The organism is Lysobacter olei, assembly GCF_054777355.1.
Genome location: NZ_BAAHAT010000003.1, coordinates 146728 through 167780, shown reverse-complemented (window position 1 = coordinate 167780; position 21053 = coordinate 146728). Strand labels below are relative to the sequence as shown.

Genomic DNA, 21053 nt, shown 5'->3' with positions numbered 1-21053 from the left:
CGCATGCAACGTCCGGACGCCCCTTCCTCGCCGTTGGCGCCCTCGCGCGAGGTGCTGATCGACGGCTTGCGCCTGAAGGTGTTCGACGGGTATTTGGAAAGCGCGGGCGCGCACTTTGAAGCGCTTTCCAAGGCCGCGTTCACCCGTACGGAGGTGGCGCGGCCGGAAACGGTCGGCTACAAGCACTGGGTGACCGAAGTAAAGCTGGAAGCCTTGGTCCGCCAGCCGATCTACGAGCTGAGCTTGCGGGCGGCGCAAGCCTTCGCCCAGCCGGGAGAAACCTTCCGGCCCTATCGCGCGTATACCAACGTCGCCAGCTACGGCGACATGCTGTTCACCCACACCGATTGCCTGCCGGGCATGGGCGACCTGACCGCGCTCTGGTACATCTGCGACGAGTGGGACATCGAGTGGGGCGGCGAGACCGTCTTCTACGACCAGCAGGGCGAGCTGGCGGCCGCGGTACGGCCGCGGCCGGGGCGCCTGGCCGTGTTCGACGGCTCGATCCTCCATGCTGGGCGGCCGCCCAGCCGGATCTGCTACAAGCCGCGGTACACCTTCGCCATCAAGTTCGAGCGCATCGCGCAATGAAGGGGGCGGGTATGGCGCCGCCCCGCCTCGACTGGTCCGATCCGTCCTGGTACCCCGCGGACCTCGACGTGCGCGGCAACCGGATCGCCATGCTCCGGATCGATCCGAAGGTGATCGCCGAGTCCACGTTCATGGACACGCGGATCGCGGCCGACCTGCGGCAATCGGTGGCCGTCGGCGCCGCGGACGTGCCCGGCCGCCCCGGCTATGCGCCGCCGATTGCCTGGCTGTTCCACACGTCCTTCTGCTGTTCGACGCTGCTGGCCAAGGCGCTGCACGATCACCCAGACACGGTGGTCTTCCGCGAGCCGCTGGTATTGCGACGCCTGGCCGACGCGCGGCACGAGGGCCTCGACCTGGGCCGCTGGGTCCAGACGTGTGCGGATTTGCTGGCGCGCCCGTGGACGCCGGACGGCCGGGTTATCGTCAAGCCCACCCATGCCGCCCTGAACATCGCGCAGGCGCTGATGCGGGCGTCCCCGGGCTCAAGGGCCATCGTGCTGACGTCCTCGCTTCAGGATTTCCTCGTCTCCAATATCAAGAAGACCGACGAAACCCAGGCGCGCATCCCCTTGCTGATTGAAATGGCGCTGAGGGCAGGGGAGCTCCATCGCCGGTTGCCACGGGAGGCGCTGTCGCCACCGTCGCTGATCGCCGCGGCCGGCCTCCAATGGGCCGCCCAGCGTGAGTTGTTGCTCGACATCGCGGAACAGGCAGGCCCGGCCCGGGTGGCGGTGCTGGATGCCGAGTCCCTTCTGGCGGACGTCGAAGGGGCGGTTCGCCAGGCGCACGCCTGGTGGGGCCTGATGGCTGACGCCGATCGCCTGGCGACGCGCCTGGCAGGCGTGACGCGCCGGCACGCGAAACTGGATTCCCGCGAGTACGGGCCGCAGGCGCGTGCACGTGAGGTCGAACTGATCAGTCGCATGCATGCTCCGACCCTGCAGGTCGCAAGCGATTGGATGCAGCGCCATGTGCTTCCGGCGATGCGACAGGATGCGATTGACCTCGCTGCAGGGCGGTGGTCGCTGATGAGGCAATTGGATGAGCAGTGATCAGGCACACCGGCTCTGGATAGCGGCCGAGACGGCGAAAGACCGGGGCGACTGGGCGAATGCGTTGCTGGGGTATCGACGGGCGCTGCGCGCGATGCCACACCACACGCCCTCCCTGTTGGGCTTGTCGTTTGCGCTGGGCAAGGAAGGCCGTCACCGCGAGGCGCGTGACGCGACCCTGCGCGCATGGCGAACCAATCCCAGCCATCCCGCGCTGCGATTCGCGCTGGCGCAACGGCTGCGCTACTTCAACGAATTCGAACGTCTGGTGGAGTGCCTCTCCGCCCCGACATTCGCCGCGCAGGCGCCTTCCGGCGCCGTGGCCAAGGCGGCGGTGATGCTCAGTTCCATCGGCGCCCATGTCGAGGCAAAGCAGCTGTTGGACGCGGCGCTGGTGCGAGTGCCCAACGATGCCGCGTGCCTGCACGTACGGGGTAACCTGCACCTCTTCGATGGCGAACTCGACGAGGCCGAGCACTGCTACGCGCGCTCGCTGGCGCTCGATCCCGCGCTGGTGCAGAACGCCTGGATGCGTGCCAGTGTCCGGACCCAGACGCCCGAGCGGAACCACGTCGCCGACCTTCGCGAGCGCCTTGCGCGGATGCCCGCCAATAGCGCCGGAGAGCCTTATCTTGCGTACGGCCTGCACAAGGAACTGCACGACTTGGGCGATTACGAAGCGGCGTGGGGCGCGCTCGAGCGCGGCTGCCGCAGCAAGCGTCGCCAGCTGAAGTATTCCGTGGAGGAAGACGAGCGCCAGGCCGACGCGCTCATCGCCCAGTGCACGCTTGCCTTCCTTGGGCACCGCAGCGCCCGGCCCCAGCCGGCCGTGCCGATCTTCATCGTGGGCATGCATCGATCCGGAACGACGCTGCTGGAGCGAATCCTGTCCGGCCATCCGGACATCGCCGATGCCGGCGAAACCTACGCGTTCGACGCACAGATGCAACTGGCGACGGACCACGCAACGCCCGGGCGGATCGACCTGGAAATGATCAACCGTGCAGCGGCGGCCGATTTCGACGCGATCGCCGACGGATACGCGGAGGCCGCGCGGTGGCTGTCGCGCGGCAAGCCCTACTTCACCGAAAAACTCCCCATCAACTTCTGGCACGTGGGCTACATTGCCAAGGCGTTGCCCCAGGCCAGGATCCTGCACTTGGTGCGGGACCCGATGGACACCTGTTTCTCAAACCTGCGGACCCTGTTCGCGGGCGTGGCGCCGTATTCGTACGACCTGACCGAGCTGGGGCGGTTCCATCGCGTCTACCAGCGGGTGGTCGCCCATTGGCGCGAACGGCTCCCCGAGGTGTTCCTGGACGTGCACTACGACGAGCTGGTGCGCGACACCGAGGCCGTGGCGCGTCGCGTGGCGGCGCATTGTGGCCTGCAGTTCGTGCCGGCTATGGTGGACGTGCAGCGTTCCAGTGGCACGGTCGCCACGGCCAGCGCGACCTTGGCGCGCCAAGGCATCCGTCGGGACCGCGCACAGGCGCGCGTGCCCTACGAACACCACCTTGGTGCCCTCAGGGATGCGTTGGGGCTCGGCTGACGGTCACGCGCTTTGGGGCTTGGCGTCGCTCGTGCCGAACCAGCAATTGAACGCGATCGTGATCCGCTCGTCGCGCCCGTAGAACGGGAGCACTTCGTGCTGCAGCCACGACGGGAACAGCACCAGTTGCCCAGGCTTGAACCGCACGCTCCAGGTGCCGTGGTGGAACGGGGCACGCAGCCGCGCGTTGCCCGGGTCGAGGAAGACGTTGCTGTAGTAGTGCGGGTTATGGAAGCGCAGCACCCCTGATTCGGGTCGATCTTGCGGGGTCTCGCCAGGCGCCACGCAATACACGCCTGACCACGATGCCATCGGGTGGGTATGTGCAATCGTGAAACCGCCATGGCGGGTCACGTGATACCACGTGTGCGAGAAGATCTGGATCCGGCGGATTTCCTCGGCGGTGTAGCCATTGAGCTCCTGGACGGTGCGCCCCAGCGTGGCCCACGCGAACTGGCGAAGGGTCTGGACGCAGAGCTCCGGCCAGGAAAACAGGTTGAACTCACTCTCGAACACGCCCGCCTGCTGCTGCAGCGACGGATGGGGGTTGGCGTAACGCGCCCCTTCGGCCTCGCGGGCGAGCAGCAACGCCTTCAATTCCTGGTTCAGCCGCTCCGCGTCCGGCAGGAAGTCCTGGGCAAAGGGCACTGCAAAAACCGGGTTGATCTCGAACGGCATGGCGTCGTGTTCCTGGTGGTTTGAGGCTGACCGACCTACCAAAAACTACGGCCCCTTTCGGGGCCGTAGCAAGTGTCACGCAATGCGACCAGATTAGAACTTCTGGTTGTACTGCAGGTACACGAAGCGACCCGGGACTTCATACTGCGGGTCGAAGCTGTTGGCGAACGTGGTGAACGAGACCGGCGGATCCTTGTCGCCGATGTTGTTCACGCCCAGGGTGATGCGGGCGTTCCACGGGGCCTTCCAGTAGGCGGTGACGTCGTGGTAGGTCACGCCGCCGATTGCGTTCATCGAACCGGTCGAAGCGAGCTTGTTCGGGTCATCCGTGGTCGACGCGGTGAACACCGGGTCCGAGCACAGCTGGCCGAAGCCGTAGTCGTTGTAGCCGAACGGGCACTCTTCTTCCTGACGCGAGTAGTAACGGGCCGACCAGGTCGCACCGAAATCACCCTTCTCCCAACGGGTCATCAGGTTGGAACGGACGCGCCAGTTGTTGTTGCGGTCGAAGTACTCGCCCACGACGCTGCCGCCGTCATCGGCGTCGATGTCGCCGTCACCGTCGTTGTCCTGGGAGTCGCTGGCCATGTACGTGGTATCCCACGTGAAGCTCAGCTTGCCCCACGACTGTTCCGGCAGACGATAGTTCATCGTCATGTCGTAGCCTTCGACGTCCCGGGCGCCGAGGTTCAGGCCCGACGACAGCAGGTCGATGATCTGGCCGCTGGAGTTACGGGTGAACAGCGAGCACGCCTGCGCGTTGCCGTTCTCCACGCAGTCATCGAGGATGAACTGGCCGGAGAAGGTGGTGATGACGTCGGTCAGCTCGATCTTCCACCAATCCAGCGACACGTCGAAGCCCTCGATGTAGCCCGGGCTGTAGACGAGGCCGAAGGTGCGGGTCTCGGACTTCTCCGGCATCAGGTTCGGGTTGCCGCCGACGCTGATGCGGATCTGGCCGTTGCCCTGGTCATAGCCGCCCACCGGCACGCCCTGCGCATGGCAGCGAGCCTGCTGGTCGGCGGTCAGGCCGTTGTAGCCGCCACCGAAGGTGGTCGAGCACGGGTCAGCGATCGGCGGGAACGAATCCGCGACGCCCGAGTACAGCTCGGCGATCGACGGAGCGCGGAAGCCTTCCGACCAGTTGCCGCGGACCAGCAGGTCTTCGATCGGGCGCCACTTGAAGCCGAACTTGGCGTTGGTGGTGTCGCCGAAGTTGCTGTAGTCCGAGTAACGACCGGCGATGCTGAACTCCAGTTCCTTGGCAAACGGAACGTCACGCAGCAGCGGGATCGCGAACTCGAGGTAGGCTTCTTCGACCGAGTAGCCGCCGGAGGTGGCGGTACGGGCATTGCCGGTGGTGTCGCCGGCGTTGATCAGGGCGTCCGGAGAGTCGTAGCCGCTCTCGGTGCGGCGCTCGACGCCGGCCGCGAAGCCCAGCATGCCGCCCGGCAGCTCGACGATCTCGCCGCTGATGTTGGCGAAGTACTGCTTCATCTTGTAGCCGAACTCATCGTGCGCGACGAACGAGGAGTAGTTCAGCATGTCCGGGGTGATCGAGCCGGCGGCGCCGAGCAGGTTCATCGGCACGCAGCCGCCGATGATGGTGCTCGGATCATTCGGGGTCGACACGCAGACCGGCTTGCCGTCAACGATCATCGACGGGCCGAGCGCGTTGCGGAGGGCGGAGATGTTGAACAGACCGTAGGTCGTGTCGTTCTGGTCGTTACGACCATAGACCATGCCCGCATCCCACGAGAAGAAGCGGTCGGCGAACTCGAACGAACCTTCCAGGCCGCCGGTGAAACCGAAGGTGTCGACGTTCTGGTTGAACGAACGGCCACCGGTTTCCACGATGCGGCGCTGGATGCGGCTGATCGGCGAGCCGAACGGGTTGTAGATGCTGTCTTCGCTGATCGAGATGTTGCCGCCGTTGGTGCCCGGGGCGACCGAACCCAGCACGACCGGCATGGCAGCCAGCAGCTGCTCGGAGCGACGGTTGTTATAGGTCGCCGAGATGAACGCCGTGGTGTTGTCGGTGATGTTCAGGGTGGCGCGGCCGAACACGGACTTGCGCTCCTGCGGGGTCAGCAGGTAGTTGTCCGGGGCATAGTTGTACATGTCTGCCGGGAACAGCCACGGGCGCCAAGCAGCGCCGGTGTTGCCGGGCGAGTACGTGAACTGGCCAGCCGAACCGTCCGGACGGACTTCAGCATTGACGCGGCGATTCGGGTCGGCAGCCGTCGGGGCCGGGCGGGTGCAGCTGCCGCTCGGGGACAGCACGACGCCCGGAACATCGGTGGGGCACAGGCCGTAGCGGCCAAACGGCGTGGTCGAGCTGCCAAAGGCGACGCCGGTCTTGTACAGCGGGAATTCGGAGATCTCGCGATCGCCGGCCATGACCGACTCTTCCTTGACGTACGCGGCGCCGAACATGGCGCTGAAGCGCTCGTCCGCGGTGCCGATGGTCAGGTCGTAGGACTGACGGGTGCCGTCACCCTTGTCGTACTGGCCGAAGTAGACGTTGGCTTCCGCACCCTGGTAATCGTTACGCAGGATGACGTTGACCACGCCGGCAATGGCGTCCGATCCGTAGATGACCGAGGCGCCGTCCTTCAGGACTTCAATGCGCTCGACCGCGGCGGTCGGGATGGTGTTCAGGTCGACCGCGCCACCGAGACCGGTGCCGCCGACCCAACGACGGCCGTTGACCAGCACCAGGGTGCGGTTGGAGCCGAGGTTACGCAGGCTGACGCGGGTTTCGCCGTTGCCGCCGTTGTTGTAGGTGCTGTTGAGCGTCGAGCCGTTGGCCGTGATGTTCTGGATCACGTCACCGACCGAGGTCAGGCCCTGGGCCTGGATGTCGGCGCGGTCGAGGGTGAAGATCGGCTGCGAGGTCTCGACCTCGGCGCGCTTGATGCGCGAGCCGGTGACTTCGATGCGATCCAGGGTGGTGGCTTCTTCCTGCTGGGCTTCCTGCGCGAAAGCGGCGCCGGTGCCTGCAGTGCCGACGACGAGCGCGAAAGAAATCGCGTCGCGCAGCTTGGTGGTCTTAAAAGTCATCTCTCTCTCCAAGTGAAGGCTTGGTAATTCCCATGGGAACCTCACCAGTGGGGTCAAGAAAGACACCAAATCCGGCAAGGCCGTCCGGATAGTAGCCCCCTTGGAGCGAAAATTAAAGTGTCGTTAACAAATGCGAAGGCCGCCCTCTCGGGCGGCCTTTTTATCCTGAAAAATCAATGGGATTGGTGTGACGGGATCCCCCGTGAAGCCCCATTCAGGTGGTGCTTGATCGGGGTATCGCCGTAAAAATTTCGTCACAGATCCTGCTCGTACCGCACGTACGGCACGGTACCTTCATCGTCACCATGATCGCGCGGGGCGAACGGATTGCGGCCCCGGGTCACGACGTTCTCTGCGCCGACGGTCAGCTGGCCGCTCCAGGGGGTGCGCCAGGTCAGGCCGACGCCCAAGCCTTCCCACTGACCCGGTTGGCTGGGGGTGTCGATCACACGTCCGATGATGTTGGCGCTGAACGCGCCCCGGCCGGCGCCGATCGTGAGCGATCGGGTGGTCCACTGGTCGGCCAGTTCCGTGCTCGCCTGGCCGACGGGAATGAGCGTGGCCCGTGCCCACGTGCCGCCGATGGAGACGGTGGCTTCCGACCCGATGTGCTTCTGGCCGTAGACGGTCAGCGTGTTCTGTTCGAACTTGCTCTGACGGGCGTTGGGCGTCAGCCACGCGGGAAGCGAGTCGCGGCCGGTGCCGAGAGCCACGCCAATGCGACCCGCCGCGCGGCTCAAGGTGGCACCCACGGTGCCTTGGCGGCTGCCGCGGCCACCGCGATCCTGGTCGAGGGTCGCCAGCATGCAGTGGTTGGCCAGATTGCCGATCGCGCTGGCGAGTCCGGTCTTGCGATCGCAGACCAGTCCCAGCGTGTCGCCCGAATCCAGGCCAAATGCGGCGTCAAGCGACGACTGGCCAACGCGCCAGCGTGCACCCGCGACTGGGGTCGCGGTCGGCTCGAGAAGCAGGTAAGCCTCGACCTTGCCGCTAACGTTGTTCAGAACCGGAAGGACCGCGGCCTTGTCACTCTGCGCCGGGGTGCGCGCCTTGGATTGCGCATGCGCGCCACTGGCCACGCCCAAGGCGAGGATCAGGGTCAACGACAGTTGCAGCAGGCGCGGATACATGACGTACGTATCGACCGGTGCGGATCGACGAAGTTCCCCTAGGTCTGGAATCAGACTTTAACGAATTTATACTTCCTTAACAATCACTGCGTCACAGAACCGGGATCCAGTTGCCCCTGTAGGTCACTATTGGGCCCGTTCGGGCGCCTCGTGGGTGCTCTGGGCGGCTTCCAGCAACTGCTCGATCTCGTCGGCGCCGAGTCGATACTCTTCGCCGCAGAACTCGCAACGTACCTGGGCTTCTCCACCGGCCGCGGCCGCACGGGCCTCCTCGGCCCCCAGCGACACCAGCATCGACTCCACCCGTTCGCGGGAGCAGGAACAGGCGAACCGCAGGGGCCGTGAGCCGAGCATGCGGACGTCTTCCTGATGGAACAGGCGCGTGAGCAGGGTGGACGTGTCGCAGGCCAGCAGTTCGTCGGGCCCCAGGGTGTCGAACAGGGCGCCGACGTGGTTCCAGCCTTCGGCATCCCCCTCGTCCCCGGGCAGCTTCTGCAGCATCAGGCCCGCAGCGCGATGTTCGTCCACGGCCAGCAGCAGGCGGGTGGGGAGTTGCTCGGATTGGCGGAAATAGCCTTCGAACGCGCCGGCGAGCGAGTCCGCGTCCAAGGCCACCAGCCCTTGGTACCGGATCGGCTCGCGGCTGCCGAACGCGGGGTTTTCAATCGTGATGGCCAGGATCGCGCCGTCGCCCAGGGTGCGCAGGTCGCGCGAAACCGGGCCGTCGCCCGTAAGTTGGGCGATGCCGCGCAGGGTGCCCGCGGCGGTGCATTCGGCAAACAGCGTGCGCAGGACGGTGTTGCTCCGCAACTGCACCGACAGGCGCCCTTCGACCTTGGCGTGGCCGGTGAACAGGGCCGCGGCCGCCGATGCCTCGCCGAGCAGTTCGACCGCCGCGGCCGGCGGCGTGACGCCCTCCTGCGGCGAGCCGGTGGCGCGGCGACGGATCTGCTGCCAGGTCTCGTCCAGGTGCACGAGCACGCCACGAACCCCGGCGTCTTCGATCAGGAAGCGGGTGAGCTGGTCGCGGTCATCGGGGGAAATTGCAGCGTCGGTCATGGGGGCGCTCATGCTGGGGGGCGCGCATCGCGGATAATGGGGGCTGGCGCGCGGGGCAGATGGCGCGAACATGGGGGCGGGACTTTGAATGTGCAAGGTGCGGGGGCGGCAGTGAAAGCAAAGTCGACGCGGCGGAGGCGATTGCGGTGGCGGCGCTGGCTGGTCGCGCTGCCCCTGCTGTTCCTGGCGGCGACGGTGCTGCAGGTGATGGTGCTGCGCTTCGTGGATCCGCCGTTCAGTGCCTTCATGGTGGCGCGGCAGATGGAGGCGTGGGGCGACGGCGAGTGGCGGTTCCGGGTCGCCTACGACTGGCGCGACATGGAAGACATCTCGGCCTCCGTGCCGGTGGCCATGGTGGCCGCCGAGGACCAGACCTTCGCCGAACATTTCGGCTTCGACCTGAAGGCCATCGAGAAGGCGCACAAGAACAATGCGCGCGGGCGCCGGGTGCGGGGCGGTAGCACCATCACCCAGCAGGTGGCCAAGAACCTGTTCCTGTGGCAGGGCAGCAGCCGGCCGTCGCGCTGGGTACGCAAGGGCGTGGAAGCCTGGTACACGCTGCTGATTGAGATCCTGTGGCCCAAGCACCGCATCCTGGAGGTGTACGTCAACATCGTGGAGTTGGGCGATGGGGTGTACGGCGCCCAGGCGGCGGCACGGACGTATTTCCACAAGAACGCGTCGCGGCTGGCGCCGGCAGAAGCCGCGCGCATGGCGGCAGTGCTGCCCAGCCCGCGCCGCTACAGCATCGCCCGGCCAGGGCCCTACGTGCAGCGGCGCAGTCGGGCCATCCAGCGGCAGATGCGCTATATCGGCGGTGCCGCGTACCTGCGGCAGCTGGACTGAGCGGCGGGCGGTACCAGGGGGCGTGTCCGCCCGCTTCGTCCGCGATGGGTGTTTTCCGGGAGGCGCGGTTAACATCCCCGCATGACCCGGGATCATCTGACCATCGTCGTTGCGGCCTATAACGAGGCCGAAAGCTTGCCGCTGCTGCAGCCGCGCGTGCTGGCCGTGATGGATGCGCTGGAGGCGCAGGCCGATCTCTCGTGCCGCGTGCTCTACGTGGACGACGGCAGCCGTGATGGCACGTGGGAGGTCATGCAGTCCTTGGCCGCCGCCGACGGCCGCGTGGCATTGCTCCGCCTGTCGCGCAACTTCGGCAAGGAGCTGGCGCTGACGGCGGGCCTTGACCGGGTGGAGCGGGGGGCGGCACTGATCCTCGATGCCGACGGCCAGGACCCGCCGGAGCTGATCCCGGAATTCGTGGCCAAGTGGCGCGAGGGGTACGACGACGTGCACGGCACGCGTCTGGAGCGCGATGGCGAAGGCTGGCTCAAGCGCGCCACCGCACACCTGTTCTACCGGGTGATCGGCCGGCTTTCGCGGACGCCGATCCCGGCCGACACGGGCGACTTCCGCCTGTTGTCGCCGCGCGCGTTGGCGGCCCTGCATCAGTTGCGCGAGCGCAACCGCTTCATGAAGGGCCTGTTCGGCTGGGTGGGGTACAACCAGTTCGCGCTGCCGTACCACCGTGAGGCGCGCAACGCCGGGCGCAGCAAGTTCAACTTCTGGCGATTGTGGAACCTGGCGCTGGAAGGCATCACCAGTTTCACGACGGCGCCGCTGCGGTTGGCGACTTACCTGGGGCTGCTGACGGCGGTGGTCGCGTTCGGCTATGGCCTGTGGGTGGTGGCGAAGGCGTTGCTATGGGGTGATCCGGTCGCCGGCTGGCCCAGCATGATGGCGGTCATCCTGTTCCTGGGCGGGGTGCAGCTGATCGCGCTGGGCGTGATTGGCGAGTACCTCGGGCGCCTCTACGACGAGTCCAAGCAGCGGCCGCTGTACCTGGTGGACAGCTGGCGACCGGAGACAGGAGTATCCTCGGAGCCAAGCCCCGTCGGAGGAGTCGGTCATGCGTACCGTTCGGCACCTGCTGGAAGCGAAATCGGCTGACATCTATTCCATTGCGCCCAGCGCGTCGGTCATCGATGCGGTGCGATTGATGGCCGAGCACGGCATCGGCGCGTTGCTGGTCATGGAAGGGGCGCGACTGGTCGGGATCGTGTCCGAGCGCGATTACGCGCGCAAAGTCGTGCTGCAGGGGCGCGCGTCGGCTGACACGTCGGTGTCGGCGATCATGACCTCGCAGTTGGTGACCGTTCGTCCCGAGGACACGGTCGACTACTGCATGGCGATCGTGACCGACCGCCGGATCCGCCACTTGCCGGTGATGCGCGGCGATGAGTTGGTGGGCCTCGTGTCGATTGGCGACTTGGTGAAGGCCGTGATTGAGGACCAGCAGGTCGAGTTGGACCAGTTGCAGCGCTACATCACGTCCTGACGGACGTCGAACGTCCTGCCGGCCAAGCCCAGGGCGGAGGCGCCGCGCCAGCGCATTCCATGCGGCGGGGTTCAGCCGTGCGGCAACACCTGCGCGGTCACCGCGATGAAATGGCACACGCTGCCGGCGATAACGAATAGGTGCCAGATCGCATGCGAGTAGCGCAGGTTTGGCCGGTGGTAGAACACCGTGCCGAGGGTGTAGGCAACACCACCCGCGATCAGCCAACCGAAGGTCCAGTCATCCAAGGCCTGTAACAGCGGCTTGATCGCCACGATCACGAGCCAGCCCATGGCGACATACAGCGCCGTGGACAGCAGTTTGAAGCGGCCGGTGAAGAACAGTTTGAACACCACGCCGCCGATGGCCAGGGCCCAGATCGCAGTGAACAGCCCCCAGCCCCAAGGCCCGCGCAATCCGATGAGGGTGAACGGGGTATAGGTGCCCGCGATCAGCAGGTAGATGGCGCAATGGTCGAAGACCTTGAGCCGGCCCTTGGCCACGGGATGCTGGATCGCGTGGTACAGGGTGGAGGCGGTATAGAGCAGCAGCAGCGCGACGCCGAACACGATGGCGCTGGCCAGTTGCCAGCCGTCGCCACGCAGCGCGGCCAGTGTGATCAGTATGCCGCCGCCGGCCAGCGAGGCTGCGGCGCCGACGCCATGGGTCCAGGCATTGGCCAACTCTTCACGCAACTCGCGCTGGCGGGCCAACAACGCGTCGAGTGTCGCGCCGTGCGCGTGGCTGACCGGGGGGGCGTGGTCGGATGTCATCGGGCCAGCTTCCATGAATGCACTGGAGCAGTTGCTCGGGTCACGGCGCCCGCGGGCGCCGACGTGGGTCGACGCAGCATACCTCCGGAACACGCCCCGGGGCGGATGGGCGCCGGGTGGCCGATGGCCGTCAGTCGATGCCCACCGCGTGCGCGTGCTCGCGCGTGGCCATGAAGGTCACCGCGGGCGCGCGTTCCTGCGCCAATTGCAGGTTCACCCGGGTCGGCGCCAGGTACACCAGCTGGCCGGCCGCATCGAGCGCGAGGTTGAGCGCGTTCTTGTCACGGAACTCCTCCAGCGTCTTGGCGTCATCGCAGCGGATCCAGCGCGCGGTCGCCACCTGCACCTGCTCGAAGCTGGCGTCGACGCCGTATTCGTCCTTCAACCGGTAGGCGACCACGTCGAACTGCAGCACACCGACCGCGCCGAGGATGAGGTCGTTGCTCATGATCGGCTTGAAGAACTGGGTGGCGCCTTCCTCGCTGAGCTGGGCCAGACCCTTCTGCAACTGCTTGAGCTTGAGCGGATCGCGCAGGCGCGCGCGGCGGAACAGTTCCGGGGCGAAGTTGGGGATACCGGTGAAGGCGATGTTCTCGCCTTCGGTGAAGGTGTCGCCGATGGAGATGGTGCCGTGGTTGTGGATGCCGATCACGTCACCGGGGAACGCACTTTCGGCGATCTCGCGGTCGCTGGCCATGAAGGTCAGCGCGTTGGCCAGCTTCACTTCCTTGCCGCTGCGCGGATGGAACGCCTTCATGCCGGCGGTGAACTTGCCCGAACACACGCGCATGAACGCCACGCGGTCGCGGTGCTGCGGGTCCATGTTGGCCTGGATCTTGAAGACGAAGCCGGTGAGCTTGTCCTCGGTAGGCTGCACCTCGCGGGTGGTGGTGGCACGCGGCTTGGGCGCGGGCGCGTGCTCGACGAAGAAGTCCAGCAGCAGCTGCACGCCGAAGTTGTTGACCGCCGAGCCGAAGAACACCGGGGTCTGCTCACCGCGCAGGTAGGCAGCCATGTCGAACGGGTGGCTGGCGCCTTCGACCAGTTCCAGCTGCTCGCGCAGCTCGGCCATGGCAGGCGCACCGATCGCGGCTTCCACGCGCGGGTCGTCGATGGACGGGAAGATGGTGGAGTCCTGGCGGGTGAAGTTGCGGCCCTGTTCGTATAGGTGCACTTCGCCGGTGACCAGGTGCACCACGCCCTTCAGGCGCTGGCCCATGCCGATCGGCCAGGTGATGGGCGCGCACTGGATCTTCAGCACGCTCTCCACTTCATCCAGCAGCTCGATCGGGTCCTTGCCCTCGCGGTCGAGCTTGTTGATGAAGGTCATGATGGGGGTGTCGCGCAGGCGGCAGACCTCCATCAGCTTGATGGTGCGCTCCTCGACGCCCTTGGCCACGTCGATGACCATCAGTGCGCTGTCCACCGCGGTGAGCACGCGGTAGGTGTCCTCGCCGAAGTCGGCGTGGCCGGGGGTGTCGAGCAGGTTGACGATGCGACCCTCGTAGGGGAACTGCATCACCGAGCTGGTCACCGAGATGCCGCGCTCCTTTTCCAGCGCCATCCAGTCCGAGGTGGCGTGGCGCGCGGCCTTGCGGCCCTTCACCGAGCCGGCCATCTGGATCGCGCCGCCGAACAGCAGCAGCTTTTCGGTCAGGGTGGTCTTGCCGGCGTCGGGGTGCGAGATGATCGCGAAGGTGCGGCGACGCAGGGCTTCGAGGGAAACTTCGGACATGGAGGGCATCGGCACCCGGATCGACGGGCGCGGGCAGGAAGGGCAGGGAAGCCGGAATTATACCTGTGTGGTTGGCCCCGGCCGCAGCCGGGTTTACAGCGCGTTCGTCAAGTACTCAGGTGGCTGCGCTGGCGGATTTGTGCACCGATGCACGGTTCGGACATCCCGCGGCAACGCCGGGTCAAGCCAGACGCATCCTGGCCGTTACCGTTCTCGAACGCTTCATGCCTGCAGGAAAGGGGTCGCAGTGCGTATTGTCATCTTGGGAGAAGACTCGGGCCGGGCCGCGGAGTTCAACGAACTCCTGTCGGATTTCGGGCTGGATTGGCAGGTGGATTGGCAGCCCGCGGGTTCGCCGGTGGAGCCGGCGAGCCAGCCGGTCGATGTTTTTGTGTGTGGGCTGCGCCCGGGCGGCGTCGCGGGTTCGGAGCTGCTGGCGCAGGTCGCCGCGCTGCATCCCCAGGCGGTCCGGGTCCTGTTGCTGGACCAGGCGGCGAGTGCGGCCGGGGCTGACGTGGTGCAGGGCCTGGATGGCGCGCACCGGGTGCTGGGACGGCCGTTGGATCCGGGCGAGCTGGTGGCCGCCGTGGAGAGCGTGGTCGACCTGCGTGAGCTGCTGGGCAACGAAACCTTGAAGCACGCCGTGGGGCGCATCAGCTCGCTCCCGCCGCCGCCGCGGCTGTACCTTGAATTGACGCGCCTGTTGCGGGACCCGGATGCGAGCAATGCCGCCATCGCGCAGGTGCTGTCGCAGGATCCCGCCATCGCGGCGAAGGTGCTGCGCCTGTGCAACTCGGCCTACTTCTCCGGTGGGCGCGAGATTGCCGATCTGCGCTCGGCGGTGGTGAGGCTGGGTCATCAGACGCTGTTGCGGCTGGTGCTGGCCAGCGAGGCCTTTGGCGTGCCGCAGTTTGGCAACAACGCGGTGCGCGAGGCGATGCAGGACCGGGCGCTGCGCACCTCGAACCTGGCGCGTCGCGTGCTGTCCGGGCCGAGCGCCGAGTTGGCCGCCACCGCCGGCCTGCTGGCCGAGGTCGGTCGCCTGCTGCCCGGCATCTCGTCCGGCTCGGACGGCGTGGCGGGCCCGCATTACGCTGAGGCGGGCGCATACCTGCTGGGGTTGTGGGGCTTGCCGATGCCGATCGTGGAGGGCGTGGCCTACCACCACAGGCCGTCGCAACTGCGCTCTGGCGGCTTCTGGGTGGCGGGTGCGGTGCACGTCGCCTCGGCACTGGTGGCCGGCGAGACCCCCGACGAGGAGTACCTGCGATCGGTGGGTATGCTTGAGCGCGTGCCGCAATGGCGCGAGCTGGTGGAGCCTTCCGCACAGGGCGTGGCCGCCTGACGGGCGGGGCCTGGGGGGCGGTTGAGGCTCAACGCCCCCCGGCGATATGCAGCGGGCCGCCGGGGCCGGTCATCCGGAATCGGATGGACTCCAGGCGCATGCCCCGGTTGACCTGGACCGCGAAGTGAAGGTGCGGGCCCGTCGTAAAACCGGTGTTGCCGGATAGTCCGATCTGCTGCCCGGCGGCAACGCGCTGCCCCACGCGGACCATGGCGCCTTCGCCCTTGAGGTGCGCGTACAGGCTCATCGAACCGTCGTCATGCACGATGCGCACGAAATTGGCGCGGCCGCCGTACTTCTCCTGGTTGAGGCCGGCCTTTTCGAAGTCCGACTCCACCTGCATCACGGTGCCCGCGCGCGCCGCAAGCACGGGCGTGCCCACCGGGGCCGCAAAGTCGACGGCATAACGGTTCTGCGGGTCGTTGTGGCTGAAGCTGCCGCCAAAGCCCTGGTCGATGCGGAACTGGTCCTGGCGCAATGGCAGCCGGTACTCGACATCCAGCGGCCGCGCGGCGGGGTCGCCCGGCACGCTGTCCATGGCCAACTCGAAATCGCCACCGCGCCCCGGGTCAACCACGTCCAGGGTTGAGACCAGCGTGCTGTTGCGCGCTGGCACCACCTTGCGGATGGGCAGGTGCGGGCTTCCCGACACGTTGTTGACCCGGTTGAAGTCCAGCGCGACTTCGATCGGACCCGCCAGCGCGTTGTCCGCCCAGGCAAGGTAGCGCTCGCCCGCACGCTCGACGCGCAGGCGCGCGATCGCCGAGGGCTGGGCGGTTACCGGGATGACGCTGATGCGCGCCGGCGCCGCGGTCGCGCCTTGCGGAACGTGGTCGCCGTAATGCGTGACGCCATTGCGATCCGTCCACTTGTACACCTTGGCGGCGTGCGCGAGGCACGTCGCGCCGACCAGGATGGCCGAAGCGACCCACAGCGTCGGTTGCTTCAAACCTGCCATTGTCAGCGCGTGCATTCGGCAGGCAGGTTGAACACGCGCGCGACCTCCTGCAGGTCGAACGCGGCGACCGCCTTGTCGTCGTGCACGGCGAACAATGCGCCAGCCGGAAAAACCGCGGTCGTGGCCGCATGCAGGGCAATGCCATCCGTATACGCGGTCACGTCACCGCGAAAGCTGCCCACCGGCTTGAGCGTGTTGCGGTCGAACAAGTGGAAGATGGCGCGCGGCGCCAGCTGGTCGACGGCAATCCAATAGCCGGCATCGCCTTGGCAGCGCCACAGCACGATGCCCTCGGCTTCGGCGCCAAAACTGGCCTCGGGCATGCGTCGGCCGGTGTACTGACCATCGAAGGTGTATTCGCGCAACGTGGACAGGTGGCGGCGGTCCTCGTCGGCGATCAGCAGGCGTCGATTCGCCGGGTCGCCCGCAATGGATTCGACCATGCGCAGCGCGGTTTCCGGACGGGTATCGCCAAACGAGCCCGCGTGACGGGCCTGGATGGTCCCACGATCGTCGACGGTGACATGGAAACGCCGCACGCGCTGGTCCAGTTCCTCGAAGGGGGGCACCACGTCGTACCGCTCGCCCTTCATGAAGCTGTCTGTGACGTAGACCTCCAGCTCGCCCGGTGCCGTCTCATCCACCCACAGGCCGTAGGGGCTTCTCAGCACGTCCGCTCCGAACACGCCCGCGTAGGTGAAATCCGGCAGCGTGAACACCTGCACGCGGTGGTTGTCGCGCTCGACTACGAACAGGAGGTCGCCCTGCACGGCCACGCCGTTGGGCCGATTGAACTGGCCGGCGCCCTTGCCGGGTTCTCCGAAGCTGCGCAGCTGCGCGCCGGTGTCGCCATCGAGTACCAGCAGGCGGTGGGACCGCTTCGCGCTTGCGATGACCCAAGTGCGCCCGTCTTCCGCCGGCCAGGTGGCCAAGGAGTCCAACTCTTCGCCGGGAGTCTCCGTCGAGACGAACGTCTCGGGGATCAGCCGCGACTCCGGGGAGGCGACATGGCGGGCGTGGTCGCTGGTGGCGGAAGAGCTCCGGACCGGGGCGGTGGAGCAGCCTGCGAGGGTGGCCGCCAGCAATGCGGCCAGGACGATACGTGCGTGCATGGCGGGAGTGTAGCCGCGCGCCGGCGATCGCGCTGCGTGGGCCAAGTGCACAGGGGTGGCGCTTATGACAAATCGCTCTATGCGGATAAAGCGATTGACTTCGCGTGGGGCGGGCGGCAGACTGGGGCCATCCATCGAGACCGGCTGAGGGACAGGCCCTTAGAAGCCGGGGCAACCCAGCACTGTGCGAGCAGTGCGAAGGTGCCAATTCCTGCGGTGACCTTGCGTCGCCGGAAGATGGTTGCGTCCAGTCCCCGCGGGTTCCCGCAGGCGACCGGTAGCACTGTCAGCTCGATGGCCCTGATTCCATGGATGCCACGATGAGCCTGACCATTTCCGCTGCCACCACCGCCGACCGCCACGACAGTGCGCTCGCGTTCGCCTTCCCCCAGGCTGCCATTCCCGCCGTTCGCGGCGAGGTGAGCGTGCGCCTGCCGATGCGCCACGCGGGGCTGCGTGACGTGACGGTGCGTTATGAATTGCTGGGCGAGGCGGGGCTGCCGATGGTGTTCGTCGCCGGCGGCATCTCCGCGCACCGCCATGTCGCCGCCAGCGCAGCGTTCCCCGAGGCCGGCTGGTGGCAGGAGCAGGTGGGCGTGGGGCGTGCGATCGACCCCAGCCAGCAGCGCGTGCTGTCGTGTGACTGGATCGGTGCCTGCGGCGGTCTGGACGTGGTCATCGATCCGGCCGACCAGGCCGATGCCATCGCCGCGTTGCTGGATGCGCTGAAGACGGAGCGGTTGGAGGCCTTTGTGGGGGCGTCCTACGGGGCGATGGTGGGCCTGCAGTTTGCCGAGCGCCATGGGCCGCGACTGGGGCAACTTGTCGCCATCAGCGGCGTGCACCGCGCGCATCCGTTCTCGAGTGCATGGCGGGCCTTGCAGCGCCAGGCCGTGGCGCTGGGCGCCCTGCAGTGCGACGAATCGCATGGCCTGTCGCTGGCGCGGCAACTGGCCGTGCTGAGTTACCGCAGCCCGGAAGAATTTGACGCGCGCTTCGAAGCGCCGCAGGTGGTGGAAGGCCGCGTCCGCGTCGGTGCCGAAGCCTACCTGGACCATTGCGGGCAGAAGTACGTGGAACGCACGCCGGCCACCGCGTTCCTGCGCCTGTCTGAATCCATCGATCTGCAAGCCGTTGACCCGGGCCGCATTGCCTTGCCGGTGACGGTGGTGGCCGTGGCGGAAGACCGCCTGGTACCGCTGCAGGATGCCTATGCCCTCGTCGAGCGGTTGCGCGGCGAGACCCGACTTTGCGTGCTGCGTTCGGTGTACGGCCACGACGCATTCCTGAAGGAGGAGGGCGAGATCGCCCGGGTCCTCCGCACCACGCTGGCCGAACAACTGGAGCAAGCAGCATGAGCAACCGCAACGTGTGTACCTCGGCCGTGCGCGCCGGCATCGATCGTGACGTGGCCTTTGGCGCGGTGACGCCGCCCATCGTGCTCTCCTCCAACTTCAGCTTCGCCGGCTTCAACGAGAAGCGCACCTACGACTACACGCGCAGCGGCAATCCGACCCGCGATTTGCTGGGCGAGGCATTGGCCGAGCTGGAAGGCGGCGCGGGCGGTGTCATCACCGCCACCGGCATGGCCGCGATCACCGTGGTGCTGCACGCCTGCCTGAAGCCGGGCGACAAGCTGGTAGTGCCGCACGATGCTTACGGCGGCAGCTGGCGCCTGTTCAACGCGCTGGCAAAGAAGGGCCTGTTCGAGCTGCTGACCGTAGACCTGACGAACGCGCGCGCGCTGAGCGATGCACTGGCGCAGGGGCCGGCCGTGGTGTGGATCGAAACGCCGTCCAATCCGCTGCTGCGCGTCACCGACCTGCGCTTCGTGATCGAGGCCGCGCATGCCGCCGGTGCGATCGCGGTGGTCGACAACACCTTCCTCTCGCCAGCGCTGCAGCGTCCGATCGAGTTCGGTGCCGACCTGGTGGTGCATTCCACCACCAAGTACATCAACGGACACAGCGACGTGGTCGGCGGCGCAGTGGTCGCGCGCGAGGCCGAGCTGCACCAGCAACTGGTGTGGTGGGCCAATGCACTGGGCATCACCGGCTCGCCGTTCGACAGCTTTCTGACCCTGCGTGGCCTGCGCACGCTGAATGCGCGTCTGCGCGTGCACCAGGAGAACACCCAGGCGCTGGTGGCGCTGCTGGATGCCCATCCGGCGGTGCGCGTCGTGCATTACCCGGGGCTGGCCTCCCACCCGGGCCATGCGCTGGCCGCGCGCCAGCAGCACGGCTTCGGGGCCATGCTCAGCGTGGAGATCGAAGGCGGTGAGGCGGCGGTGCGGGCGTTCGTCGACGGCCTGCAGTGCTTCACTCTGGCCGAATCGCTCGGCGGCGTGGAAAGCCTGATCGCCCACCCGGCCACCATGACCCATGCGGCAATGACCGCCGAAGCGCGTGCGGCAGCGGGGATCGGCGATGGCTTGCTGCGTCTGTCGGTTGGCATCGAGCATGCCGATGACCTGATGGCCGACATCGCCGCTGCACTCGACCGCGCGCTCGCCGTGGCCGACACCCACAAACGCGCCGCGCTGTGAGCGCCGTCGTCGCGGAAGTGGCCGACCTCGCCCCGCAGGCGTCGCGTGCGCCGGCCCGTATCGCGTTGCTCGGCACAGGCACGGTCGGCCGTGCCGTACTGGAGCGCCTCACGTCGTGGTCGGGCACGCCGCAGGGCGCGCGCCTGACGCTGGTGTATGCGGCCAATTCTCGACATGCCTTGGGCGGTCGCTTTGGACTGTTGCCGGAAGGCGTGGCCGACCTGTTGCAGCACGAGGGCCAGCCCAGCCGTTTGTCAGCGGTGGAGTCAGCGTTGGGGATCGGCACGGGCGCGCGGATCGTGGTCGACGCGACCGCCAGCGAGGTGGCGGCGGCGCACCACGCGCGCTGGCTGTCCCAAGGCATCCACGTGGTCACGGCGTGCAAGCTGGGCCAGGGCACTTCGCTGGAACGCTGGCGCACGATCCGCGCGGCCTGTGCCGAGGGCGACGCGAGCTACGGTGACAGCGCGACGGTGGGCGCCGGCCTGCCGCTGATCCGCTCGATTCGCGAATTGAGGGCCGGCGGTGACCGCATCCACGCCATCGCCGGCGTCCTTTCCGGCTCGCTGGCCTGGTTGTTCAACCATTACGATGGCCTGCGCCCGTTTTCCGGTTTCGTGCGCGAGGCGCGCGAGGCGGGCTACACCGAACCCGATCCCCGCGACGACCTGTCCGGCGAGGATGTACGCCGCAAGATCGTGATCCTCGCCCGGGCGGCGGGCGTCGAACTGGAATCGCACGACGTGGACGTGACGTCGCTGGTGCCATCCGCGCTGGCGGTCCTGCCGAAAGCAGAGGTGGATGCCGCGCTTCCCGTGTTGGACCAGCCATTGCGTGACCGATTCGCGCAGGCCTACAAGAACGGGGAGAAGCTGCGCTTCATCGCGCGGCTGGAGCACGGCAAGGCGCGCGTGGGGCTGGAATCCCTGCCGGCCGACCACCCGCTGGCCGGCGGTGCCGGCACCGACAACCGCGTGGCGATCTGGTCGGACCGTTACAGCCGCCAGCCGCTGGTGATCCAGGGGCCCGGGGCGGGTGCCGAGGTGACCGCGGCCGGGTTGCTGGACGACGTGCTGCGCTTTTGCGGCTGATGGATCACACACCGGTGGCGGTGGA

18 protein-coding genes and 1 riboswitch are annotated in these 21053 nt (G+C 67.2%); of the genes, 10 read left to right on the top strand and 8 right to left on the bottom strand.

The window, feature by feature from the left end; genetic code table 11:
- Positions 1–3: 3 nt before the first annotated feature.
- Genes ACYVBS_RS05700 through ACYVBS_RS05690 form a run of 3 tightly spaced genes read left to right on the top strand, consistent with a single transcriptional unit; the run spans position 4 to position 3198 of the window.
- On the top strand, positions 4–591 hold the full coding sequence (locus ACYVBS_RS05700) for a 2OG-Fe(II) oxygenase (RefSeq protein ID WP_460822377.1): 588 nt from the start codon (positions 4–6) through the stop codon (positions 589–591).
- Positions 592–602: 11 nt separating this feature from the next.
- The gene (locus tag ACYVBS_RS05695; RefSeq protein ID WP_460822376.1) at positions 603–1646 is read left to right on the top strand and encodes a hypothetical protein; all 1044 of its coding nucleotides are present in this window, start codon (positions 603–605) and stop codon (positions 1644–1646) included.
- Positions 1636–3198, top strand: a complete 1563-nt coding sequence (locus tag ACYVBS_RS05690; RefSeq protein WP_460822374.1) for a sulfotransferase family protein — start codon at positions 1636–1638, stop codon at positions 3196–3198. The genes ACYVBS_RS05695 and ACYVBS_RS05690 overlap by 11 nt, the downstream gene beginning before the upstream one ends.
- 3 nt (positions 3199–3201) lie before the next feature.
- On the opposite strand, the gene ACYVBS_RS05685 is transcribed toward ACYVBS_RS05690, so the two are convergent.
- From ACYVBS_RS05685 to hslO, 4 genes are all read right to left on the bottom strand, one after another.
- Complete coding sequence (locus tag ACYVBS_RS05685) at positions 3202–3876, bottom strand: putative 2OG-Fe(II) oxygenase (RefSeq protein WP_460822373.1); 675 nt, start codon at positions 3874–3876, stop codon at positions 3202–3204.
- A 93-nt stretch (positions 3877–3969) separates the two neighbouring features.
- Entirely contained in the window at positions 3970–6939 is a 2970-nt protein-coding gene (locus ACYVBS_RS05680) for a TonB-dependent receptor plug domain-containing protein (protein ID WP_460822372.1), read from the bottom strand.
- Between the two features lie 254 nt (positions 6940–7193).
- Positions 7194–8033 carry an XOO1806 family protein gene (locus ACYVBS_RS05675; protein WP_460822619.1) on the bottom strand — a complete coding sequence of 280 codons (840 nt, stop codon included), beginning with the start codon at positions 8031–8033 and terminating at the stop codon, positions 7194–7196.
- A gap of 162 nt (positions 8034–8195) precedes the next feature.
- Complete coding sequence (hslO, locus tag ACYVBS_RS05670; protein ID WP_460822370.1) at positions 8196–9128, bottom strand: Hsp33 family molecular chaperone HslO; 933 nt, start codon at positions 9126–9128, stop codon at positions 8196–8198.
- Positions 9129–9164: 36 nt separating this feature from the next.
- On the opposite strand from hslO, the gene mtgA reads away from it, so the two are divergent.
- The 3 genes from mtgA to ACYVBS_RS05655 all read left to right on the top strand — a co-directional run bounded on the left by mtgA (position 9165) and on the right by ACYVBS_RS05655 (position 11469).
- Positions 9165–9974 (top strand): monofunctional biosynthetic peptidoglycan transglycosylase, encoded by an 810-nt coding sequence (mtgA, locus tag ACYVBS_RS05665; RefSeq protein WP_460822369.1) that lies wholly within the window; start codon positions 9165–9167, stop codon positions 9972–9974.
- A gap of 81 nt (positions 9975–10055) precedes the next feature.
- Positions 10056–11081, top strand: coding sequence for a glycosyltransferase family 2 protein (locus ACYVBS_RS05660; protein ID WP_460822368.1), 1026 nt, complete (start codon positions 10056–10058; stop codon positions 11079–11081).
- On the top strand, positions 11041–11469 hold the full coding sequence (locus tag ACYVBS_RS05655) for a CBS domain-containing protein (protein WP_460822367.1): 429 nt from the start codon (positions 11041–11043) through the stop codon (positions 11467–11469). Before ACYVBS_RS05660 ends, ACYVBS_RS05655 begins: the two co-directional genes overlap by 41 nt.
- Positions 11470–11540: 71 nt before the next feature.
- On the opposite strand, the gene trhA is transcribed toward ACYVBS_RS05655, so the two are convergent.
- Together trhA and ACYVBS_RS05645 are read right to left on the bottom strand one after the other, a co-directional pair.
- Complete coding sequence (gene trhA / locus ACYVBS_RS05650; protein WP_460822365.1) at positions 11541–12242, bottom strand: PAQR family membrane homeostasis protein TrhA; 702 nt, start codon at positions 12240–12242, stop codon at positions 11541–11543.
- A gap of 130 nt (positions 12243–12372) precedes the next feature.
- Positions 12373–13977: a peptide chain release factor 3 gene (locus ACYVBS_RS05645; RefSeq protein WP_460822364.1), complete on the bottom strand. Its 1605-nt coding sequence runs from the start codon at positions 13975–13977 to the stop codon at positions 12373–12375.
- Between the two features lie 247 nt (positions 13978–14224).
- Between ACYVBS_RS05645 and ACYVBS_RS05640 the strand changes: the two genes are divergently transcribed.
- Positions 14225–15322 carry an HDOD domain-containing protein gene (locus tag ACYVBS_RS05640; protein WP_460822363.1) on the top strand — a complete coding sequence of 366 codons (1098 nt, stop codon included), beginning with the start codon at positions 14225–14227 and terminating at the stop codon, positions 15320–15322.
- 28 nt (positions 15323–15350) lie between these two features.
- On the opposite strand, the gene ACYVBS_RS05635 is transcribed toward ACYVBS_RS05640, so the two are convergent.
- A complete protein-coding gene (locus ACYVBS_RS05635; protein ID WP_460822361.1) occupies positions 15351–16280 on the bottom strand; it encodes a peptidoglycan DD-metalloendopeptidase family protein in 930 nt (309 codons plus the stop codon).
- Between the two features lie 2 nt (positions 16281–16282).
- Positions 16283–17392 carry an NHL repeat-containing protein gene (locus ACYVBS_RS05630; protein ID WP_460822360.1) on the bottom strand — a complete coding sequence of 370 codons (1110 nt, stop codon included), beginning with the start codon at positions 17390–17392 and terminating at the stop codon, positions 16283–16285.
- Positions 17393–17520: 128 nt separating this feature from the next.
- Positions 17521–17636: riboswitch (SAM riboswitch) on the top strand.
- Between the two features lie 76 nt (positions 17637–17712).
- Here ACYVBS_RS05630 and metX point away from each other — a divergent pair.
- The 3 genes from metX to ACYVBS_RS05615 are packed head-to-tail and all read left to right on the top strand — an operon-like array spanning position 17713 to position 21028.
- Positions 17713–18750: a homoserine O-succinyltransferase MetX gene (gene metX / locus ACYVBS_RS05625; protein ID WP_460822358.1), complete on the top strand. Its 1038-nt coding sequence runs from the start codon at positions 17713–17715 to the stop codon at positions 18748–18750.
- Complete coding sequence (locus tag ACYVBS_RS05620) at positions 18747–19937, top strand: O-succinylhomoserine (thiol)-lyase (RefSeq protein ID WP_460822357.1); 1191 nt, start codon at positions 18747–18749, stop codon at positions 19935–19937. Before metX ends, ACYVBS_RS05620 begins: the two co-directional genes overlap by 4 nt.
- On the top strand, positions 19934–21028 hold the full coding sequence (locus ACYVBS_RS05615; protein WP_460822355.1) for a homoserine dehydrogenase family protein: 1095 nt from the start codon (positions 19934–19936) through the stop codon (positions 21026–21028). The genes ACYVBS_RS05620 and ACYVBS_RS05615 overlap by 4 nt, the downstream gene beginning before the upstream one ends.
- Positions 21029–21053 lie beyond the last annotated feature (25 nt).

What these genes read in the sequence shown, in the direction of transcription:
- metX (WP_460822358.1), top strand. Translation starts at nt 17,713, where the DNA reads ATGAGCCTGACCATTTCCGCTGCCACCACCGCCGACCGCCACGACAGT.
- ACYVBS_RS05630 (WP_460822360.1), bottom strand. Translation starts at nt 17,392, where the DNA reads ATGCACGCACGTATCGTCCTGGCCGCATTGCTGGCGGCCACCCTCGCA.
- ACYVBS_RS05660 (WP_460822368.1), top strand. Translation starts at nt 10,056, where the DNA reads ATGACCCGGGATCATCTGACCATCGTCGTTGCGGCCTATAACGAGGCC.
- ACYVBS_RS05695 (WP_460822376.1), top strand. Translation starts at nt 603, where the DNA reads ATGGCGCCGCCCCGCCTCGACTGGTCCGATCCGTCCTGGTACCCCGCG.
- ACYVBS_RS05690 (WP_460822374.1), top strand. Translation starts at nt 1,636, where the DNA reads ATGAGCAGTGATCAGGCACACCGGCTCTGGATAGCGGCCGAGACGGCG.
- ACYVBS_RS05635 (WP_460822361.1), bottom strand. Translation starts at nt 16,280, where the DNA reads ATGGCAGGTTTGAAGCAACCGACGCTGTGGGTCGCTTCGGCCATCCTG.
- hslO (WP_460822370.1), bottom strand. Translation starts at nt 9,128, where the DNA reads ATGACCGACGCTGCAATTTCCCCCGATGACCGCGACCAGCTCACCCGC.
- ACYVBS_RS05620 (WP_460822357.1), top strand. Translation starts at nt 18,747, where the DNA reads ATGAGCAACCGCAACGTGTGTACCTCGGCCGTGCGCGCCGGCATCGAT.
- ACYVBS_RS05645 (WP_460822364.1), bottom strand. Translation starts at nt 13,977, where the DNA reads ATGTCCGAAGTTTCCCTCGAAGCCCTGCGTCGCCGCACCTTCGCGATC.
- ACYVBS_RS05680 (WP_460822372.1), bottom strand. Translation starts at nt 6,939, where the DNA reads ATGACTTTTAAGACCACCAAGCTGCGCGACGCGATTTCTTTCGCGCTC.
- trhA (WP_460822365.1), bottom strand. Translation starts at nt 12,242, where the DNA reads ATGACATCCGACCACGCCCCCCCGGTCAGCCACGCGCACGGCGCGACA.
- ACYVBS_RS05685 (WP_460822373.1), bottom strand. Translation starts at nt 3,876, where the DNA reads ATGCCGTTCGAGATCAACCCGGTTTTTGCAGTGCCCTTTGCCCAGGAC.
- ACYVBS_RS05655 (WP_460822367.1), top strand. Translation starts at nt 11,041, where the DNA reads ATGCGTACCGTTCGGCACCTGCTGGAAGCGAAATCGGCTGACATCTAT.
- ACYVBS_RS05700 (WP_460822377.1), top strand. Translation starts at nt 4, where the DNA reads ATGCAACGTCCGGACGCCCCTTCCTCGCCGTTGGCGCCCTCGCGCGAG.
- mtgA (WP_460822369.1), top strand. Translation starts at nt 9,165, where the DNA reads ATGGGGGCTGGCGCGCGGGGCAGATGGCGCGAACATGGGGGCGGGACT.